Source organism: Pseudoalteromonas luteoviolacea CPMOR-1 (genome assembly GCF_001625685.1).
GTDB lineage: Bacteria > Pseudomonadota > Gammaproteobacteria > Enterobacterales > Alteromonadaceae > Pseudoalteromonas > Pseudoalteromonas luteoviolacea_K.
The window spans coordinates 43,685-59,322 of sequence record NZ_AUYC01000001.1 but is presented as its reverse complement, the minus strand read 5'-3'; the positions used below and the strand labels follow the sequence as shown (position 1 = coordinate 59,322).

Here is a 15,638-nt window from a genome sequence, read left to right as displayed (position 1 = left end):
GTGTCTTAGCACACTCAAAAATGAAGCCAACCAAGCCTTGAGTTACGGAAGAAATGAATACAGCAAAAATCAAATGAGAATTATTTGCAAATAAGTGTTGACACAGAGGCAGATGTTATTGATAATCAATCTCAACAAAGTAAGTGACGGTTTATTTTGTTGAAGTACTCTAATTTTGTTTCTCGACCCTGAAACACGTTGAGCGAACGTTACACGCTAGGTAATAACGCGTTGTTTTACGCCCCTAAAACAACTTGTAAAAACCGACTATTTTACTTGCTACATTGCTCATATCAGTGACGGTAGATATGAACACAAAAAGCCCGCTTGACCCGCGGGCTTTTCTATTTTTACTACCTACCAATTACTCGCTTACCTTACCAATTAACATGATGGTCTCCCAAACATTCGGAACACGTCCACGCTTACAGCTCACCAACAATGTAAATGAGAATTGTTTTCAAAAAAGTATTGACATAGATCAAAATACAATTGATAATCAATCTCAACAAGCTGAGTAGACGGCTCAACTTGTTAAGTACGCTAAATTGTTTCAAGACCCTGAAACACGTGATGCACACGTAAAAATGCAAGGTTGCATGTGCTTTATCTTAACGCCCCTTAAATAAAGCACACTCAACCCACTTACTATTTTACTTGCTACATTGCTCATATCGGTGACGGTAGATATGATCAAAAAAGGCCCGCAATTGCGGGCTTTTTTATTGCCCTCGACTTACCATCGCTATTTTTTCAGCAACACTCCCGCAAAATATACCTGTACAAACCAATGCCATAAACTCGTGATATCAGCGTTATCAATGCATGTTAATCACAGCAAAGCTCACCAATAAAACTAAATGAGAATTATTTTCAAATAAGTGTTGACACTCATCCAAATCTAACTGATAATCAATCTCAACAAAGACGGATTAACTCACTTTGTTGACGTACTCAGATTTTGTTTCTCGACCCCGAAACACGTGTGGCGCACGCAAACAGCTTCTGGTTGTCAGTGATGAACATTAACGCCCCTTAACGCGATTCACTAACAACCAACTTACTATTTTACTTGCTACATTGCTCATATCGGTGACGGTAGATATGAACCTAAAAGGCCCTGACAGGGCCTTTTTTATTGCGCGAAGTAAAGCAGTTGTAATCTTGTGTAATAGTCTGCACCAATACCCACTGTTAGAATTTTGTACCTATTTAATCTAAACACTTCTGTAATGACTAAAACACGCTACCGCTACAACTTCATCTTAACGGTGCTACTTTTAACCGGCTTCATTTTTACCAGTTGGTTTAGCTTAATCATTGCTAAGCAATCTTTATTTCGCGGCATTGAAAATGACGCACTGCCACTGACTAGCCACTTAATCCATACTGATCTGCAAAAGCAGCTCCAAGCGCCTATCATTATTTCTTCTCAGATGGCCAATAATACGTTTTTACACCATTGGCTGACAGATCCACAAAAAGACACCACCTTCTTATTTGAGTACCTAAGACAGACACGAAGTGATTTTGATGCGGTCACCAGTTTTCTCGCCACCAGTCATGACAAAACGTATTACCGCTATGATGGCAATACCACCACGTTAAGCCAACAGGACACTTGGTATCAAGACACCATGGATAACGACGCCCCTTATACACTCAATGTCGATTTAGACCCAAGAGATGACCACCAAGCAACCATCTTTGTAAATCATAAGATAATCGTAAACAATCAAGCGCAAGGAGTCACTGGCGTAGGCATTAAACTGGCTCATTTGAAACGCCTCATTGATAAGTACCAACATACTTACGACCGTAAAGTCTACTTTATTGATCATAAAGGTCGTTTGTTGTTTTATAACGATTCTACGTTTGCGGACTACTCATTGAGTGACAAATTTGGTCATCACGGCACGAGATTACTTGACAACCAAACCTATAAGTTACGTTTAGAACAAGACGATAAAACACTGTTTATCAACTCTCGCTATTTAGACCACTTTGGTTGGTACCTCATTGTTGAGCAATCACTTGATCAAGATAACTCGATATCAGAAAGCCTTTACATTAATTTGCTCATGGGTATCGTGATCACAGGCGTCATTTTATTTAGCGCTCAACTCACTTTTAATCATTATCAGAAGCGACTCGAAAAGATGGCGACGTTTGATAAGCTGACAAATACCTACAATCGACAAGCATTTGAACCCAGGTTGCAATCAGAACTGCAAAAAGCGCGCAACCAATTCAAACCACTGGTTATGATGATGCTAGATATAGACCACTTTAAACAAGTCAATGACAAACACGGTCATCTAGTCGGTGATAAAGTACTCAAGCATGTTGCACATATTTGTAAATCAGTCGTCAAGAATCACGGTTCAGTATGTCGCTGGGGTGGCGAAGAGTTTGTGATTTTGCTCCCCAAAACAGAGCTCAATCAAGGTCATGAACTGGCAGAGCAAATCCACCAAGCGCTCAATGCCAGTGAGTGTGAAGTCAAAGTCACAGCCAGTATTGGTCTTGCACAATATCATATTGATGAATCTGAGGATGGGCTATTAAAGCGCACAGACGCTGCTTTATACAGCGCCAAAAGCACTGGGCGCAATCGCTCAGTGCTTGCAAAAGCGGCCTAATGAATTAGCGACGATTCTTTCGTGCGCGAGCACGGCGTTGACGCTTTTCTTCCTCGCGAGCAGCCTTTTTCGCTTCTGCGGCTGCGCGGATCTCAGCAACCATTTGCTCTTCCTCTTCACGCATTTGCGGTGTTTCCATCGTTACATGGCCAAGCACCGCGTCGCGTAGCTCGTTGATGAGGATCTCTGACATTTTATGAGTATCAACCTGATTGCCACCACGAATACAGCCCCGTTTGCGCCCGGCCATTTCAATAAATGTCCAATCGCAATCTGGCAACTCATCAATTCTATAACGACTTTTCAGTAGCTCAGGATACGCCTTCAACAAATATTCAGCGGTATAACTTGCCACTTCTTCATAGTTAATGGCTGTATCACGGATAGCCCCCGTTGCGGCTAGACGATAGCCCGAGTTTTCATTTTCAACCTTTGGCCACAACATACCCGGCGTGTCATACAGCATGATACCATCTTCTAAGCGAATGCGTTGCTGCGCCTTGGTTACCGCAGGCTCATTGCCTGTCTTAGCGACAATGCGACCAGCTAAGATATTGATAAGTGTTGATTTACCAACATTAGGAATCCCCATGATCATGGCTTTTAGCTGCTTGTCTTGACCAACCTTGTGCGGCGCTAACTTTTTACACAGCGCATTAATGCGATGTACTTCAGCCGCCTTGTCATGACCAAATGATAAGGTTTTTACCCCATCCTCTTGCTCAAAATACGCCATCCAAGCTTTGGTCATCTCGGGATCTGCTAAGTCCGCTTTGTTTAAGATTTTGATGACCGGTTTGTCACCGCGTAATTGCGCCACCATTGGGTTTTCACTGCTATACGGAATACGCGCATCAAGTACTTCAATAATGACATCCATCTGCGGCATGATCTCTTTGATCTCATTGCGCGCCTTATTCATATGTCCAGGAAACCACTGTATTGCCATTATAACCACCTGTATTTAATTTACTTTGTAAAAACTCACGCTCTTTTTCATAAAGCATTGGGTACCAAAGCCAGATGTATAGCAGCAGTACCACAAGATCAAGTTATAGAGTTTACTATAAAACTTACCGCAAAGATAAAACACTGCGCTTTTAACTCGCATTTATCTACTGGAAAGTATCGGTTATCAGTTTTATATACTGTCAATTAAGCAGGTGCTGCATGTTAATTTGTGGTTCCCTCCAAATCAACGACAAGGTCCCCTGTAAGCTGCGAACAACATGCCAAAATATAGTTATTATTTTCATCAATCGGATTAAGGCCACCAATGTGATTCATTTTGACACTGCCTTTTTTCAACTTGATTTTGCAAATACCGCATGAGCCAACACAACATTCACTGCTGACGGACATGTTACTCTCGCGAATAACATCCAGTAATAGAGCGCCTTTACTCGCTTTGACAGACTTTTTAGCGCACGAAAACTGAATCTCAATTAACCCATCTTTTGCATAATCGACATCTAACTTTGAAGTCAGCAACTGATTAGTAAATGATTCCCGATAGATAACCGACTCATCCACCCCAAGTCTAGAAGCAAAACGTTGTGCACTATCCATAAACCCGGCGGGTCCACAAATCGCAATCTGACTAGATTTAATATCTGGACATAAACGTTTAAGGCTCATCGGACTGAGTTTTTCATGGTGCATATCACAATCAGGCAGCTCTGAGCTGAATAAGTGGATCGTCACATTCTCATAGTCACGCTCAAGCGCTTTGAGTTGCTTATAGAATATCGCTTCTTGTCGGTTACGGTTGTAATAAAGAAGTGTGATAGGGAGTGCTCTATTGATACTCAAGCTTTTTAGCATTGAATATACTGGTGTGATCCCACTACCTGCCGCAATGAACACAATTGATGACGCATTCATCAGCTTCAGTTCATTGAATTCACCAAAAGCCTCTGACACCTCAAATATCTGGCCCACTAATGGCGTATCAACTAAGTACTTAGATACTGTGCCAGATGCGACCTTCTTTACAGTAATATCAAAAGTTTCATCCGCCCTCGGTGTGCTTGAAAAGGAGTAGCACCGCTTATACAACTTGCCTTCGATTTCAACTTGTATTGAACAGTATTGGCCCGGTAAAAATGACATCCGGTGAATCCCTGCGGTGCGAAAACGAATGGTTTTCGCACTGTCGGTCTCTCTGCGTTCTGCAATCACTTCAACTTTCATTATTCGCTCCACATTATATATAGTCGAACGCGTCAGAGTACATGTGTTCTAAGCACGCTCCTTTGTCAATAAAAGCAGCTCGTGTTGAGGGCATTAAATCAAAGCGCCCAGCAAGGTAAATATCAAACTCAGAGAAGTCATCAAAATCATACAGGATATTATCGACCAAGCTCCCGGTACGGCCTTCCCACGACTCATTGTCTTCTTTTACGACCGGAATAAAATTAACCTGCGTATTTTCCTGTGCCCAAGCACAAAGCTGATCATATTCATAGAAATCTTCAGCACAGCGAACGCCCCAATACAAATACACGTCTTTTTGATAATCAAGTTCTTGTAAGTGCGTAATGATTGATTTGATGTATCCAAACCCGGTGCCCGCAGCAAATAAAATAACTGGACGGCCACTTTGCTTAAAATAAGCATTTCCTAAGCCTATTTTGGCTTGAACATCCTTGTGCTCCATAAGATGGGCAACCGCATCGGGAATTGCTTTTGTCACCTTACAGCCACCGACGTGTATTTCTATATTTTTCACATTGGGTGACGAAGTGATTGAAAAAGGGATCTCTTTATCTTTAACCCCCCAGTTTCAAATACTGTCCCGGCTTGTGCTCAACATTTTCTTGCGGCGTCATCACAATCCGATACACTGAATCATTTAGCTTTGTAACTGTGTCTAGCTGACAATTAACGTAACTCATATTTACACATCCTTAGGCACTACTTTTGGACCTTAAAAAAATCCCTTGATAATTATCCGTTTTGAGTAAAACGGCCAAAATAAAACACATCACCATTAAACCTGCAGCAGCAACACTCGCGGTATAAAAACTGAAGTCATTAAAATACGAAATAAGAAACGCAGCGACAGCAGAAAAACTCGCGTTGCTAATATAGCGCACCGATGCCAATCGACCTTTAATCTCAGGCTTCGTGCACCTTTGTTGAGCAGCTATCCACGACACAGTTGACACCGTAATTAGAACGCCATACACAAAAGTAACTGGCAAAATTATCCACCCTGATGCGTCAAACGCATAACCAACAAAAATGAGGGCACATACCAGCATCAGCAATAGACTCACTTCACCTTGCAGATCAATTAAACCATCCACATGCAACACCTGGCCTGCAACATATTCAATTAATTCAAAATCCTAGCGCTCTGAGTCTGGAAACTTATTATATGGATTAATAATGATGACGTTAGGCATGAAGTAGTTCCTTCAACTTCTGAAGTAAAAGGGTGTTTTCTTCATCATTGCCTACTGATATTCTAATCAAATCAGGACGCTGATAAACCTGCATTTGACGCGTTATAAATCCCGCTTCTAACAGGCTGAGAAATATCTCTGATGCTTTTTCGCCAAATTCAGCCAATACAAAATTCGCATTGCTTGGGTAACACTGTAAGCCCAGTGCAGTCAAACCATCAAACAGCTTTTTTCTACCACGCTTAGTGCTTTCAATCACTAACTGACGATATGCCCGGTCGTTTAAAGAGGCCATTGCCGCTGCAGCACCTATGCTTGACACCGGAAATGGCTGTTGACCGCGATTTAACCAATCAATAATTGCCACATCAGCTAGCGCATAGCCAACGCGCAACGCGGCTAAACTGTGGGCCTTTGAAAATGTCCTTGTAATAACGAGATTAGGGAACCGGCTGAAAGTCTGCTCATCAATCTTAAAGCTCGGCGCGTCGCTAAACTCTTCATAGGCTTGGTCCAGAATCACAATTGTTTCTTTACTAACGCGTGTCAAGATCAGTTCAATCTCATCAGCACTTAGAGCTCCGCCAGAAAAGTTACCCGGGTTGTCAATTACAAGGAGGCTGGTATTTTCATCGCACTGCTGGATCAAGTTTTCAGCCACATGATTAAGCTGTGCATTCGGCTGGGCCAGCTTCACCGTTAAACCCGATTTTTGTGCCAACAGTGGATACCCAAAGTAAGCGCTAGAAGTAAACACGATATTGCTATCTTTAACACTAAAAGCCTGAAACAACACATCTAATACGTTGATGGAACCACTTCCCAACATGACATTATTCAATGCTAGTTGGTATTCTTGTGCGATTGATGCACGCAAGTCAGTATAATCTGGATAGCGATTAATCTCTGTCAGCATCTCACTCATCGCCTCAACGGCAAATTCAGATGGGGGAAATGGCGACTCATTACTCGCGAATTTATACACATTATCTAGGCCATACTGTGATTTTATCGCCTCAGTTGTTAAACCAGCTTTGTATGGCTGCAACTGACGAAATCCGTCAGACACTTGCTTACTTACATCATTCAATTTCACATCCTCGTGTTACATGGAATACCAATTTAGGTACCCGTATTCAGTTACTTATTTTTATTGTTTCGGAATGACTCAACGGCATCAGCCAATTTCTGAGCACCAAATTTATATACATCCGTTGCTGGCAATCCCGTGTCTTGCTCAACTTGAGCAATGACATCGCGCGCCTCATCATCAGAAAGTGATTTACAATTTACACTGACACCAACCACTTTACATGGGCGTAAGTAACCCCCTAATGTTTCGTATGTGTCAATCAATTGATTAAGTGAAAGTAATGGCGTTTTTTCCCAGTTTTTATGGGCTTCTAGATTAGCTTCATGGCATAAAATCAACGCATGCGGCATAGAACCATGCAAAAGCCCTAACGTCACAGCGCTATATGCTGGGTGTGTAATTGACCCTTGCCCTTCAACCAGTACGACGACTGCATTACTGCCTGACACGCTATCCAAAATTAACTTTTCAGTCGCACCGGCAACAAAATCGCTTGGAACAGCATCAATTGCGATGCCTTTTCCTGTGATGTAAATACCGCTTTGTCCCATTGCAGCAAAAACGGTTTCAGTGCCTTGTTGATTCAAGTAATTTGTAACTTCTAATGCCGTGTTTTTTTTCCCCACACGACAATCAGAACCAACGGTATGTACAATAAACTGAGGAATATCGAGAAGTTTGTATTGGCTTGTACCTAGCCCTGCAGGTGGCTCTTTAGTATCCCAAATAACCACGCCCATTTTATCAGCAAGTGCTTTTAATTCAGGGTCTTGTGCTAAGCGATAATGAATACCACTGACAACGTGCACTTTTTGTTCTAATGCACGTTTGATGTTTTCTCTATATTCCTGAGGTAAGTCACTGTGAAATAAACCATTACCTATCATGAAAACATCTATTTGCTTATCTAAAGTACTCGGCAGATCAGAAACCACAGGTATATTTCCACCATACCCTAGTATCTCTTCACAAGTCGCACCGGCTTTAGTGGAATCGATAACCGCAACGCATTTATCAGCATGATAACGAATGAATGAAGCCGCTACCTTTGCATTTGTAGAATCAAAACGTCCTTCTGCATAAATCACAACGTTTTTATTATCAAAGTTAATCATTTTTTCAAATGCTCTTTGTATTAAATAATAGATACGATGAAGAGCCTGTATCTTATTCAAGCACAATTAATTATAAACAAGACAAAACAACAATTAACAAAAGGCTCACATCACACCAATTCCATCTATTTTTACCTGAAACCGAACTTAAAACAAACAAACCATTACAAATTTAAAACAATCAAAACATAAAAAATACATTCTTAAATTTGTAAAAACAGGGTGAATAAATAAAAACCCCAAAAAAGCTATGGAATACAGCATTATGCCAGTTAATATTGACTATTGCCCTACGACTTATTGGTTAATAAAGGAACAGAAAAAACATTTTTATAACAAAAAGCCTCAGGCCCATATAAGAACCAAGCCTTTGCTTTTATAGTCAGGCTTCGCATATTGAGAATGAGTAAGTAGAAAAGCGACGAATATGATGGAAAAACCGTATGATTAGTGGAGGGAATGTGCAACTCGGGTAAAATGGATATAATCTTCACCATGGCAATGATATATAGATAAAAAACCACCAAGTATGTAAATCTTGATATACTGGAACTTTAAAACCCTCAGCGTATTATCATGGCCTTAAAATCAACAATATTAAAAGCACACTTAAATATCAGTGATATGGATAGACACATTTACACTGACAAATCACTGACTCTAGCACAGCACCCTTCAGAAAATGAACAGCGCTTGATGGTGCGTCTACTTGCTTATATCTTGCAATACACTGAAGAGCTGAGCTTTACTAAAGGGCTATGTGTGGATGATGAGCCTGCCGCGTGGCAAAAAAATCTGACCGATGACATTGAGCTGTGGGTTGATGTTGGTTTGCCAGATGAAAAGCGCCTGAAAAAAGCAGCTGTGCGTTCGCAGCAAGTGGTCTTGTACACGTATGGTGAAAACACCCAAGAGATTTGGTGGAAGAAGAATCAATCTGCTGCCAATCAATATGATAATTTGCGTGTTTACAGTCTACCTTATTCAGCCACTTCACAAATGGTGGAACTATTCGCACGTTCAATGGATTTGACAGCGACCATCCAAGATGGCGAAATATGGCTCAGTGATTCAAGCCATAGCGTGCAAATTGTACCAACCCAGCTTAAATAAGGAATTGTATGAATATAAAGCGGATTGTCGTCCTTCACGGACTATATATGTCAGGATTTGTGATGCAACCGCTTTGTACGCGATTAGAAAAAACCGGGTGTGAAATTCTCAATTTAAGCTACAACACCTTGGCCCCAGATAGGCAATCTATCTTCAATCAAATAGATACATTTATTGCAGACAAGCCAACCGCTTTCGTGTGTCATTCCATGGGGGGACTGGTGGCCAGAGACTACCTTACTCATGCATCAATACAAAGCCAGCATGTTGAAAAAGTCATCACACTTGGTACTCCACACAAAGGCAGCGCCATTGCAAAGCACATACATGACAAAGGGTTTGATGGCTTATTAAAAAATAGTGTGGAATATTTACTAAGCGAAACCAATACATGGCCTTTTAATGCGCGCTTATACAGTATTGCAGGGGATTTACCGATTGGCTTAATGCCATTACTACAAAAAGGCAGCCGTTCAGATGGCACAGTGTTACTCGATGAGACAAAATTAAAGGGGATGGCCGAACATAAAGTGTTTCACCGCAGCCATACCACCTTAATTTATTCTCGTAGCGTGATGGACTATATCATTGATGTGATCAGTCGCGATACGTAATTTATTTATCTGCCTTTTGCGCAACTTTATACGCGACTAAAGCAATGATCCCCGTGATTAAAGGCACCGGCGCCGCCAAATAACCAAAGCTGCCTGAGTTGGCATAGCTAGCACCCGCTAAATGCCCCACTAACCCAACCACAAAAGCCACCAGCGCAATGACAACAACGGTAATTTCACCTTTGTGCTGTGATTCTGTTTTACCTTTCATAGAGCTCTCCTTAAATAATTAGCGCCCGAGAAATTGCCTAAAATAAAAACAGGGCGCTTTGCCTTTTCATTATGGCTACACCTTCAGTATAAAAATTGACCTACATCAAGCTAAAAACCGAATTTGAAGCACACCTGATTGCACTTGCGATGGATCAACAAAGCGCTGACTTTGTAGTCAAAGTGGCAAGCTTTAAGCAGGTGCTAACGACTTTTTCGATGACTATAATCGCTTTTAGTCGTTGGCCTTTACCGTGCTTATCCGCCAAACTATAAAGCATACAAAGTCAAACAATGACAAGCATTTAAATATGCCGCATCCACTGCGAGCAAACATCATAAGGTAGCGAAAAATGACAAATAGCATAGGGTTAGACAAACAAAAAAGTGAGCAACTGGTTGCAGCGTTAAACGTACTTTTAAGTAGCTACCAGATCCAATATATGAATGCGCGCAGCTTTCACTGGAACATCAAAGGGAGAGAGTTTTTTGAACTACATGTTAAGTTTGAAGAGATTTACAACCAGTTATTACTCAAAGTGGACGAGTTAGCAGAGCGTATCTTAACCATTGAAGGCATGCCACTGCATGCATTTAGCGATTACCTCAACGCCAGTGAAATCGCCGAAGCAAAAGATATTCAAAATGGTCCAGAAGCAGTCGCAACACTGCTTGCAGGCTTCACTCAGCTGATCAAGTCACAACGTACCATATTGGCACAAGCTGCCGATGCCGAGGACGAAGGCACCGCTTCTTTAATGGGTGATTACATCACTGAGCAAGAAAAGTTAGTCTGGATGCTCAAAGCTTATTTAGGTTAAACCAACCATGGAGCAGCACCCCGATAGCTCGGATGTTGGCTGAGGTACGCTGTGACATCAAGGTACAACTGTACCTTGATGTCACTGTCAGTCCATAGCTCGCAAATAAATTTACGGGTTAGGGCATCAATGCCAATGTAGTCAATCTGGCGATAACCACGCAACTCCATGTCTTTACAATATGCTTTGAGTGCTGCAATGCTATCAGCAGTGGTCATCTCAAACTCACTGAGATTGACCACCGCACAGTGCAGCTCGCCTGGCTGATAGTCCTGCCAACGCTTTCGTGCCTCTTGCACTAAGGCAGTGACTCCCTCACGGTTGAATGCACCCACTAGGTTTACAAAAACCGTTGGTGGCGCAATATCAATGTGCCACTGTCCATGTACTGAAAACATACTGCCCTCCTAAAATCCAATGAGCGATATCAATCGCCAAATCAATTAGTCAGCCTGTTGCGGTAACAAAGAGATAAAAAAGGCCATTTCCAGCGCTTTTTCATGCAAGCTCTTAAACCTGCCAGACGCACCGCCATGTCCGGAGTCCATATCTGTTTTAAACACCAGCACGTTATCATCCGTTTTAAGTGCTCTGAGCTTAGCAACCCACTTCATAGGCTCCCAATATTGTACTTGTGAATCGTGCAAACCTGTTGTCACTAGTGTATTAGGATAGTGCTTAGCCGCTAGATTGTCATAAGGCGAGTAGGCCAAAATACTCTCATAATCTGCTAAATTGTTTGGATTGCCCCACTCATCATACTCATTGGTTGTCAAAGGAATCGATTCATCCAACATAGTCGTTAGTACATCTAAAAATGGCACATGACACCCAATGCCTAAATACAGTTCAGGCGCTTGGTTCATTACCGCGCCCATCAATAGGCCACCCGCACTGCCACCGGATGCAAAAATCTTATCTGCCGCACCGTATTGCTGCTCGACTAATGCACGAGTGACATCCACAAAGTCGTTGAAGCTATTCTCTTTATGGGCTTTTTTACCATTTTCATACCATTGACGGCCCAGCATTTCTGAACCCCTGATATGAGCAATGACATAGACAAAGCCCCTATCCAGCAAGCTCAACGTCGTACTTGAGAAAGTTGGGTCCACCGTATAACCATAAGCACCATAGCCATATTGTAGCAATGGATTTGTGCCATCTTTATTAAACATGGACTTTCGATAAACAATAGAGACAGGGACTTTCTCACCGTCACGAGCAGTAATGTGTAAGCGTTCAGATGCATAGTCTTGAGGCTTGAAATCCCCCAGTACTTTCACCTGCTTTTTCAAGGTTTTTTGACCTGTTGCCAAATCGCATTCATAGACACTGCTTGGCGTCGTCAAACTAGAGTAAGTGATGCGTATAGAGGTTGATTTTGGCTCGGGGTTATAGCCCACCCCCGCATAATAACACGCATCAGCAAAGCCTAGCTGGTAGCTTTCACCGGCATAATTGTGAATGACAAATCGGATTTGCCCCATTTCTCGCTCAGTGATCACAAAGTGTGACTCAAATAACTCCAGCCCTTCTAGCAAAACATGTTCACGGTGCGCAATGAGCTCTTCCCACTGACTAGGATCGTTTACCACGTCTAAACCAGCTCGCACCATGCGAAAGTTTTTTGCATCACTGTTGGTCAACAAATAATAATGTTCGCCAAACTTATCAAGACCATATTCATGTCCTTCTTGTCGTGCTAACAAGCGCTTGAACTCGCCCATCGGTTGCTCAGCATCGAGATAAAGCACATCGCTCGTCTCTGTCGCAGACAAGTAAATATAAATTTGGCTCTCATCACGGCTTTTACCAAGACCCATGTAGTATTGGCGGTCTTGCTCTTCATACACCAAGACATCGTCACTTTGCGGTGTACCAAGTACATGTCGATACACTTGGAATCCCAACAAGGTTTGCAGATCTTTTTTGACATAAAAGACCGTGCGATTATCGTTCGCCCAAACCACTTCGCCTTCCGTTTCAACCAAGCAATCTTCCAGCATTTGGCCAGTATTCAGATCTTTAAACTTGATTGTGTAAATACGGCGACCATCTGTATCTTCACTGTATGCCAGCAGATCATCATCTGGACTCACAGCCATATCGGCGAGTTCATAAAATTCAAACGATTTGGCTAACGCATTCACATCCAGCAGCAACTGTTTATCATCCATTGCTTCATTCAATGCACGATAATGACGGCCATATTCTTCATCACCGCTGACCTCATTGGTATACCAATAGCGACCATCTTTGACTGGCACTGAAGAATCATCTTTGACGATACGCCCTTTCATCTCCTCAAACAGCGTTTCCTGTAGCACCGCATGCGGCTGCATCACTGCTTCACAGTACTCATTTTCTGCTTTTAAATGGGCTAATATTTCGTCATTTTGACGCTTATCATCACGCATCCAGTAATAGTTATCTGTCCTTTGATGTCCATGCATGTCCATGACATGAGGTACTTTTTTTGCCACTGGCGGTGTAAGCGCTTTGGTCATATAGTTGTTCCTGATTTGTTATTGTTCATCCAGTCTAACATAGCTCTAGGTGAGGTACAGCTTTGTGCCATTACTTGAGCAGGTAGATAACAATGGCATCGCACATACACGTTATTTCGATGAATTTTTAAGATTGATACAGAATAAGACGAACTTGCAAAGTGTTACTTTATAACTTTAAGGGTCAAAACGGAATAGGCGATAAGCTTTTGCGATGAAAACAAAAAACCCAGCACTAGGCTGGGTGAGTGTGCAATAGCAATGTATCGCAAATATTATCTCTATGCTATTTCATATATGAACAAACCATCTGTAAGATTAAGCCGTTACCTGAATTGGTATACGCAGGAATACACTTGTATTCAAACTCACCTAATAAATCACGAACAGCGTTCTCTCTGTCCCAATATTCAGCATTGTCACTGGTACTAGAGCCATCGCCAACAGGCATAAAAACCGCAATGCCTCCATTTACTAACTCTCTAATATTGATGTCATGTTGGAGCTGACAAAAGTTCCCTCCAATTTTACATACGCCAACTGGAATTTGTTGACCTTTGCTCAAACGTGTAGTTACAAAGTACATACGTAAGTTACTACTGTCCTTATCACTCTCAGCTTTAAGGTGATCCGCCACGGTTCCTACTGCCGTTGAACCCGCCGCTTCTGTCACAGCTGTCCAAAAAGTATCTAAGTAACTTGGCCGTGTGGATTGAGGCCGCAAAGTGTAGCCTCTCTGTACAGACTCTTGCAATTCATTGACGTCTGATTCAGAGAAAGAGTCTACCACATGGGGAATACAATCAGCACCGGGCTCCATACAAGGGTCATAAGGCATATAAACATACTTGTAAAAACGTTTATATTTTAATGCTGAAGCAAAATCATCCATCATTCGCGCTTGAAAAGAGTCGGATGTACAACGCGTATCATTTTGTCCACAGGCAGCAGAAAGTGAAATTCGCTTAATTTCGTACCCGTTTCCTCTTTGAAAGTCAGCCATAACTTCAACTCCTTGAGTTTCGAAGTATATCGCTTTTGTATCAATCGCTTGTGCATTGCCGATGAAGCATCCAAAGGCCATCATAGCCATGCTAAATTTAAAGAATATTGATTTCAAAATTATCTCCTTACTAATAGAAATCAACATAACAATAACATATTGGAAACACAAAAAACCTTATAAAGGAACAAAATTTACTATAAAATAAAAAAGCCCAGCACTAGACTGGGCATTTAATAATGAGCAAATTAGTCTCACGGCTCACTTATTACGGTAACAAGTTAAATTTTTTACCATCCAATTATCTGAGCCCTTCAAAGTTGGCCTACATTTATATTCAAGCGCGTTCAGGGTATCTTCTATACTGCGCTCCCTGCTGCGATATTCTGGGTTATTTCCCCCCATGCCTGACCCATCACCGATCGGGATTGAAACATGTATTTTGCCTTCCATCAGCTCTTTAAAACTTACATCGGGTTGAAAGTCACAACCATATTTCGCGACTTTGCACACGGCCAAAGGTATTCTTTTACCATCAATAAGAGATGTAAAAACCATATACATACTTAGGCTATTATTTTTCGTTTCACTTTTACCTTTTATATAATCAGCTATGGTTCCAACGACCGTTGAACCCGCTTCAGTCATCATAGAATTTATAAATATTTCACCTTTAGTCGGTGTATTAGTAGTCTGTCTTTGTAGTCTATAACCACTTCTAAGCACATTTTCACTCACTGCGCTTTGTTCGGTAAAAGGCTCAATCACGTGTGGAATACAGTCTGCACCAGGCTCCATACAAGGGTCAAATGGCACATAAACATACTTATAAAAGCGACCGTATTTTAGCGCTGTCACAAAGTCATCCATCATATTTGCTTGAAATGAATCCGATGCACAACGTGTGTAATTTTGACCACAAACTGCTGAAAATACGACACGATGAACTTCTGATTGAGTTGATTCACTCTGAAAATTAACCATGACTTCAACGCCTTGCGAGTCGAAGTATATCGCTTTTGTATCGATCGCTTGTGCATTGCCGATGAAGCATCCCAAGGCCATCATAGCCATGCTAAATTTAAATACTATCGATTTCAAAATTAT

General features: G+C 41.7%; 16 protein-coding genes. 4 read left to right on the top strand and 12 right to left on the bottom strand.

Features of this window, described 5'->3' with window-relative positions; genetic code table 11:
- The first annotated feature begins 1,232 nt into the window (after nt 1–1,232).
- Complete coding sequence (locus N473_RS00235; RefSeq protein WP_063366224.1) at nt 1,233–2,642, top strand: sensor domain-containing diguanylate cyclase; 1,410 nt, start codon at nt 1,233–1,235, stop codon at nt 2,640–2,642.
- A 4-nt stretch (nt 2,643–2,646) separates the two neighbouring features.
- On the opposite strand, the gene ylqF is transcribed toward N473_RS00235, so the two are convergent.
- The 7 genes from ylqF to N473_RS00205 form a co-directional block, all read right to left on the bottom strand.
- Complete coding sequence (gene ylqF / locus N473_RS00230) at nt 2,647–3,591, bottom strand: ribosome biogenesis GTPase YlqF (protein WP_063366223.1); 945 nt, start codon at nt 3,589–3,591, stop codon at nt 2,647–2,649.
- Between the two features lie 224 nt (nt 3,592–3,815).
- Nucleotides 3,816–4,835, bottom strand: coding sequence for a flavin reductase family protein (locus tag N473_RS00225; RefSeq protein WP_063366222.1), 1,020 nt, complete (start codon nt 4,833–4,835; stop codon nt 3,816–3,818).
- Between the two features lie 13 nt (nt 4,836–4,848).
- Complete coding sequence (locus N473_RS00220; RefSeq protein WP_155735485.1) at nt 4,849–5,337, bottom strand: hypothetical protein; 489 nt, start codon at nt 5,335–5,337, stop codon at nt 4,849–4,851.
- A gap of 76 nt (nt 5,338–5,413) precedes the next feature.
- Nucleotides 5,414–5,539: a hypothetical protein gene (locus N473_RS26825; RefSeq protein ID WP_269202328.1), complete on the bottom strand. Its 126-nt coding sequence runs from the start codon at nt 5,537–5,539 to the stop codon at nt 5,414–5,416.
- 12 nt (nt 5,540–5,551) lie between these two features.
- Complete coding sequence (locus N473_RS00215) at nt 5,552–5,953, bottom strand: hypothetical protein (protein WP_063366220.1); 402 nt, start codon at nt 5,951–5,953, stop codon at nt 5,552–5,554.
- Between the two features lie 91 nt (nt 5,954–6,044).
- On the bottom strand, nt 6,045–7,142 hold the full coding sequence (hisC, locus tag N473_RS00210) for a histidinol-phosphate transaminase (protein ID WP_063366219.1): 1,098 nt from the start codon (nt 7,140–7,142) through the stop codon (nt 6,045–6,047).
- A gap of 50 nt (nt 7,143–7,192) precedes the next feature.
- The gene (locus tag N473_RS00205) at nt 7,193–8,260 is read right to left on the bottom strand and encodes a DUF1611 domain-containing protein (RefSeq protein ID WP_063366218.1); all 1,068 of its coding nucleotides are present in this window, start codon (nt 8,258–8,260) and stop codon (nt 7,193–7,195) included.
- A gap of 576 nt (nt 8,261–8,836) precedes the next feature.
- On the opposite strand from N473_RS00205, the gene N473_RS00200 reads away from it, so the two are divergent.
- Both N473_RS00200 and N473_RS00195 read left to right on the top strand, forming a co-directional pair.
- On the top strand, nt 8,837–9,373 hold the full coding sequence (locus N473_RS00200) for a YaeQ family protein (protein WP_063366217.1): 537 nt from the start codon (nt 8,837–8,839) through the stop codon (nt 9,371–9,373).
- An 8-nt stretch (nt 9,374–9,381) separates the two neighbouring features.
- A complete protein-coding gene (locus N473_RS00195) occupies nt 9,382–9,987 on the top strand; it encodes a lipase family alpha/beta hydrolase (RefSeq protein ID WP_063366216.1) in 606 nt (201 codons plus the stop codon).
- A 1-nt stretch (nt 9,988) separates the two neighbouring features.
- Here N473_RS00195 and N473_RS00190 read toward each other — a convergent pair whose 3' ends face one another.
- Nucleotides 9,989–10,198, bottom strand: a complete 210-nt coding sequence (locus N473_RS00190; RefSeq protein WP_063366215.1) for a hypothetical protein — start codon at nt 10,196–10,198, stop codon at nt 9,989–9,991.
- A 352-nt stretch (nt 10,199–10,550) separates the two neighbouring features.
- Here N473_RS00190 and N473_RS00180 point away from each other — a divergent pair, with 352 nt between their 5' ends.
- Nucleotides 10,551–11,018 (top strand): Dps family protein, encoded by a 468-nt coding sequence (locus N473_RS00180; protein ID WP_063366213.1) that lies wholly within the window; start codon nt 10,551–10,553, stop codon nt 11,016–11,018.
- Here N473_RS00180 and N473_RS00175 read toward each other — a convergent pair.
- The 4 genes from N473_RS00175 to N473_RS00160 form a co-directional block, all read right to left on the bottom strand.
- Nucleotides 11,015–11,416: a hypothetical protein gene (locus N473_RS00175; RefSeq protein ID WP_081220836.1), complete on the bottom strand. Its 402-nt coding sequence runs from the start codon at nt 11,414–11,416 to the stop codon at nt 11,015–11,017. The genes N473_RS00180 and N473_RS00175 overlap by 4 nt on opposite strands.
- A 45-nt stretch (nt 11,417–11,461) precedes the next feature.
- Nucleotides 11,462–13,528, bottom strand: a complete 2,067-nt coding sequence (locus N473_RS00170) for a S9 family peptidase (protein ID WP_063366212.1) — start codon at nt 13,526–13,528, stop codon at nt 11,462–11,464.
- A gap of 286 nt (nt 13,529–13,814) precedes the next feature.
- The gene (locus N473_RS00165) at nt 13,815–14,648 is read right to left on the bottom strand and encodes a hypothetical protein (protein ID WP_155735484.1); all 834 of its coding nucleotides are present in this window, start codon (nt 14,646–14,648) and stop codon (nt 13,815–13,817) included.
- 144 nt (nt 14,649–14,792) lie between these two features.
- Nucleotides 14,793–15,632, bottom strand: coding sequence for a hypothetical protein (locus N473_RS00160; RefSeq protein WP_155735483.1), 840 nt, complete (start codon nt 15,630–15,632; stop codon nt 14,793–14,795).
- Nucleotides 15,633–15,638: the final 6 nt, after the last annotated feature.

What these genes read in the sequence shown, in the direction of transcription:
- N473_RS00235 (WP_063366224.1), top strand. Translation starts at nt 1,233, where the DNA reads ATGACTAAAACACGCTACCGCTACAACTTCATCTTAACGGTGCTACTT.
- ylqF (WP_063366223.1), bottom strand. Translation starts at nt 3,591, where the DNA reads ATGGCAATACAGTGGTTTCCTGGACATATGAATAAGGCGCGCAATGAG.
- N473_RS00225 (WP_063366222.1), bottom strand. Translation starts at nt 4,835, where the DNA reads ATGAAAGTTGAAGTGATTGCAGAACGCAGAGAGACCGACAGTGCGAAA.
- N473_RS26825 (WP_269202328.1), bottom strand. Translation starts at nt 5,539, where the DNA reads ATGAGTTACGTTAATTGTCAGCTAGACACAGTTACAAAGCTAAATGAT.
- N473_RS00205 (WP_063366218.1), bottom strand. Translation starts at nt 8,260, where the DNA reads ATGATTAACTTTGATAATAAAAACGTTGTGATTTATGCAGAAGGACGT.
- N473_RS00200 (WP_063366217.1), top strand. Translation starts at nt 8,837, where the DNA reads ATGGCCTTAAAATCAACAATATTAAAAGCACACTTAAATATCAGTGAT.
- N473_RS00195 (WP_063366216.1), top strand. Translation starts at nt 9,382, where the DNA reads ATGAATATAAAGCGGATTGTCGTCCTTCACGGACTATATATGTCAGGA.
- N473_RS00190 (WP_063366215.1), bottom strand. Translation starts at nt 10,198, where the DNA reads ATGAAAGGTAAAACAGAATCACAGCACAAAGGTGAAATTACCGTTGTT.
- N473_RS00180 (WP_063366213.1), top strand. Translation starts at nt 10,551, where the DNA reads ATGACAAATAGCATAGGGTTAGACAAACAAAAAAGTGAGCAACTGGTT.
- N473_RS00175 (WP_081220836.1), bottom strand. Translation starts at nt 11,416, where the DNA reads ATGTTTTCAGTACATGGACAGTGGCACATTGATATTGCGCCACCAACG.
- N473_RS00170 (WP_063366212.1), bottom strand. Translation starts at nt 13,528, where the DNA reads ATGACCAAAGCGCTTACACCGCCAGTGGCAAAAAAAGTACCTCATGTC.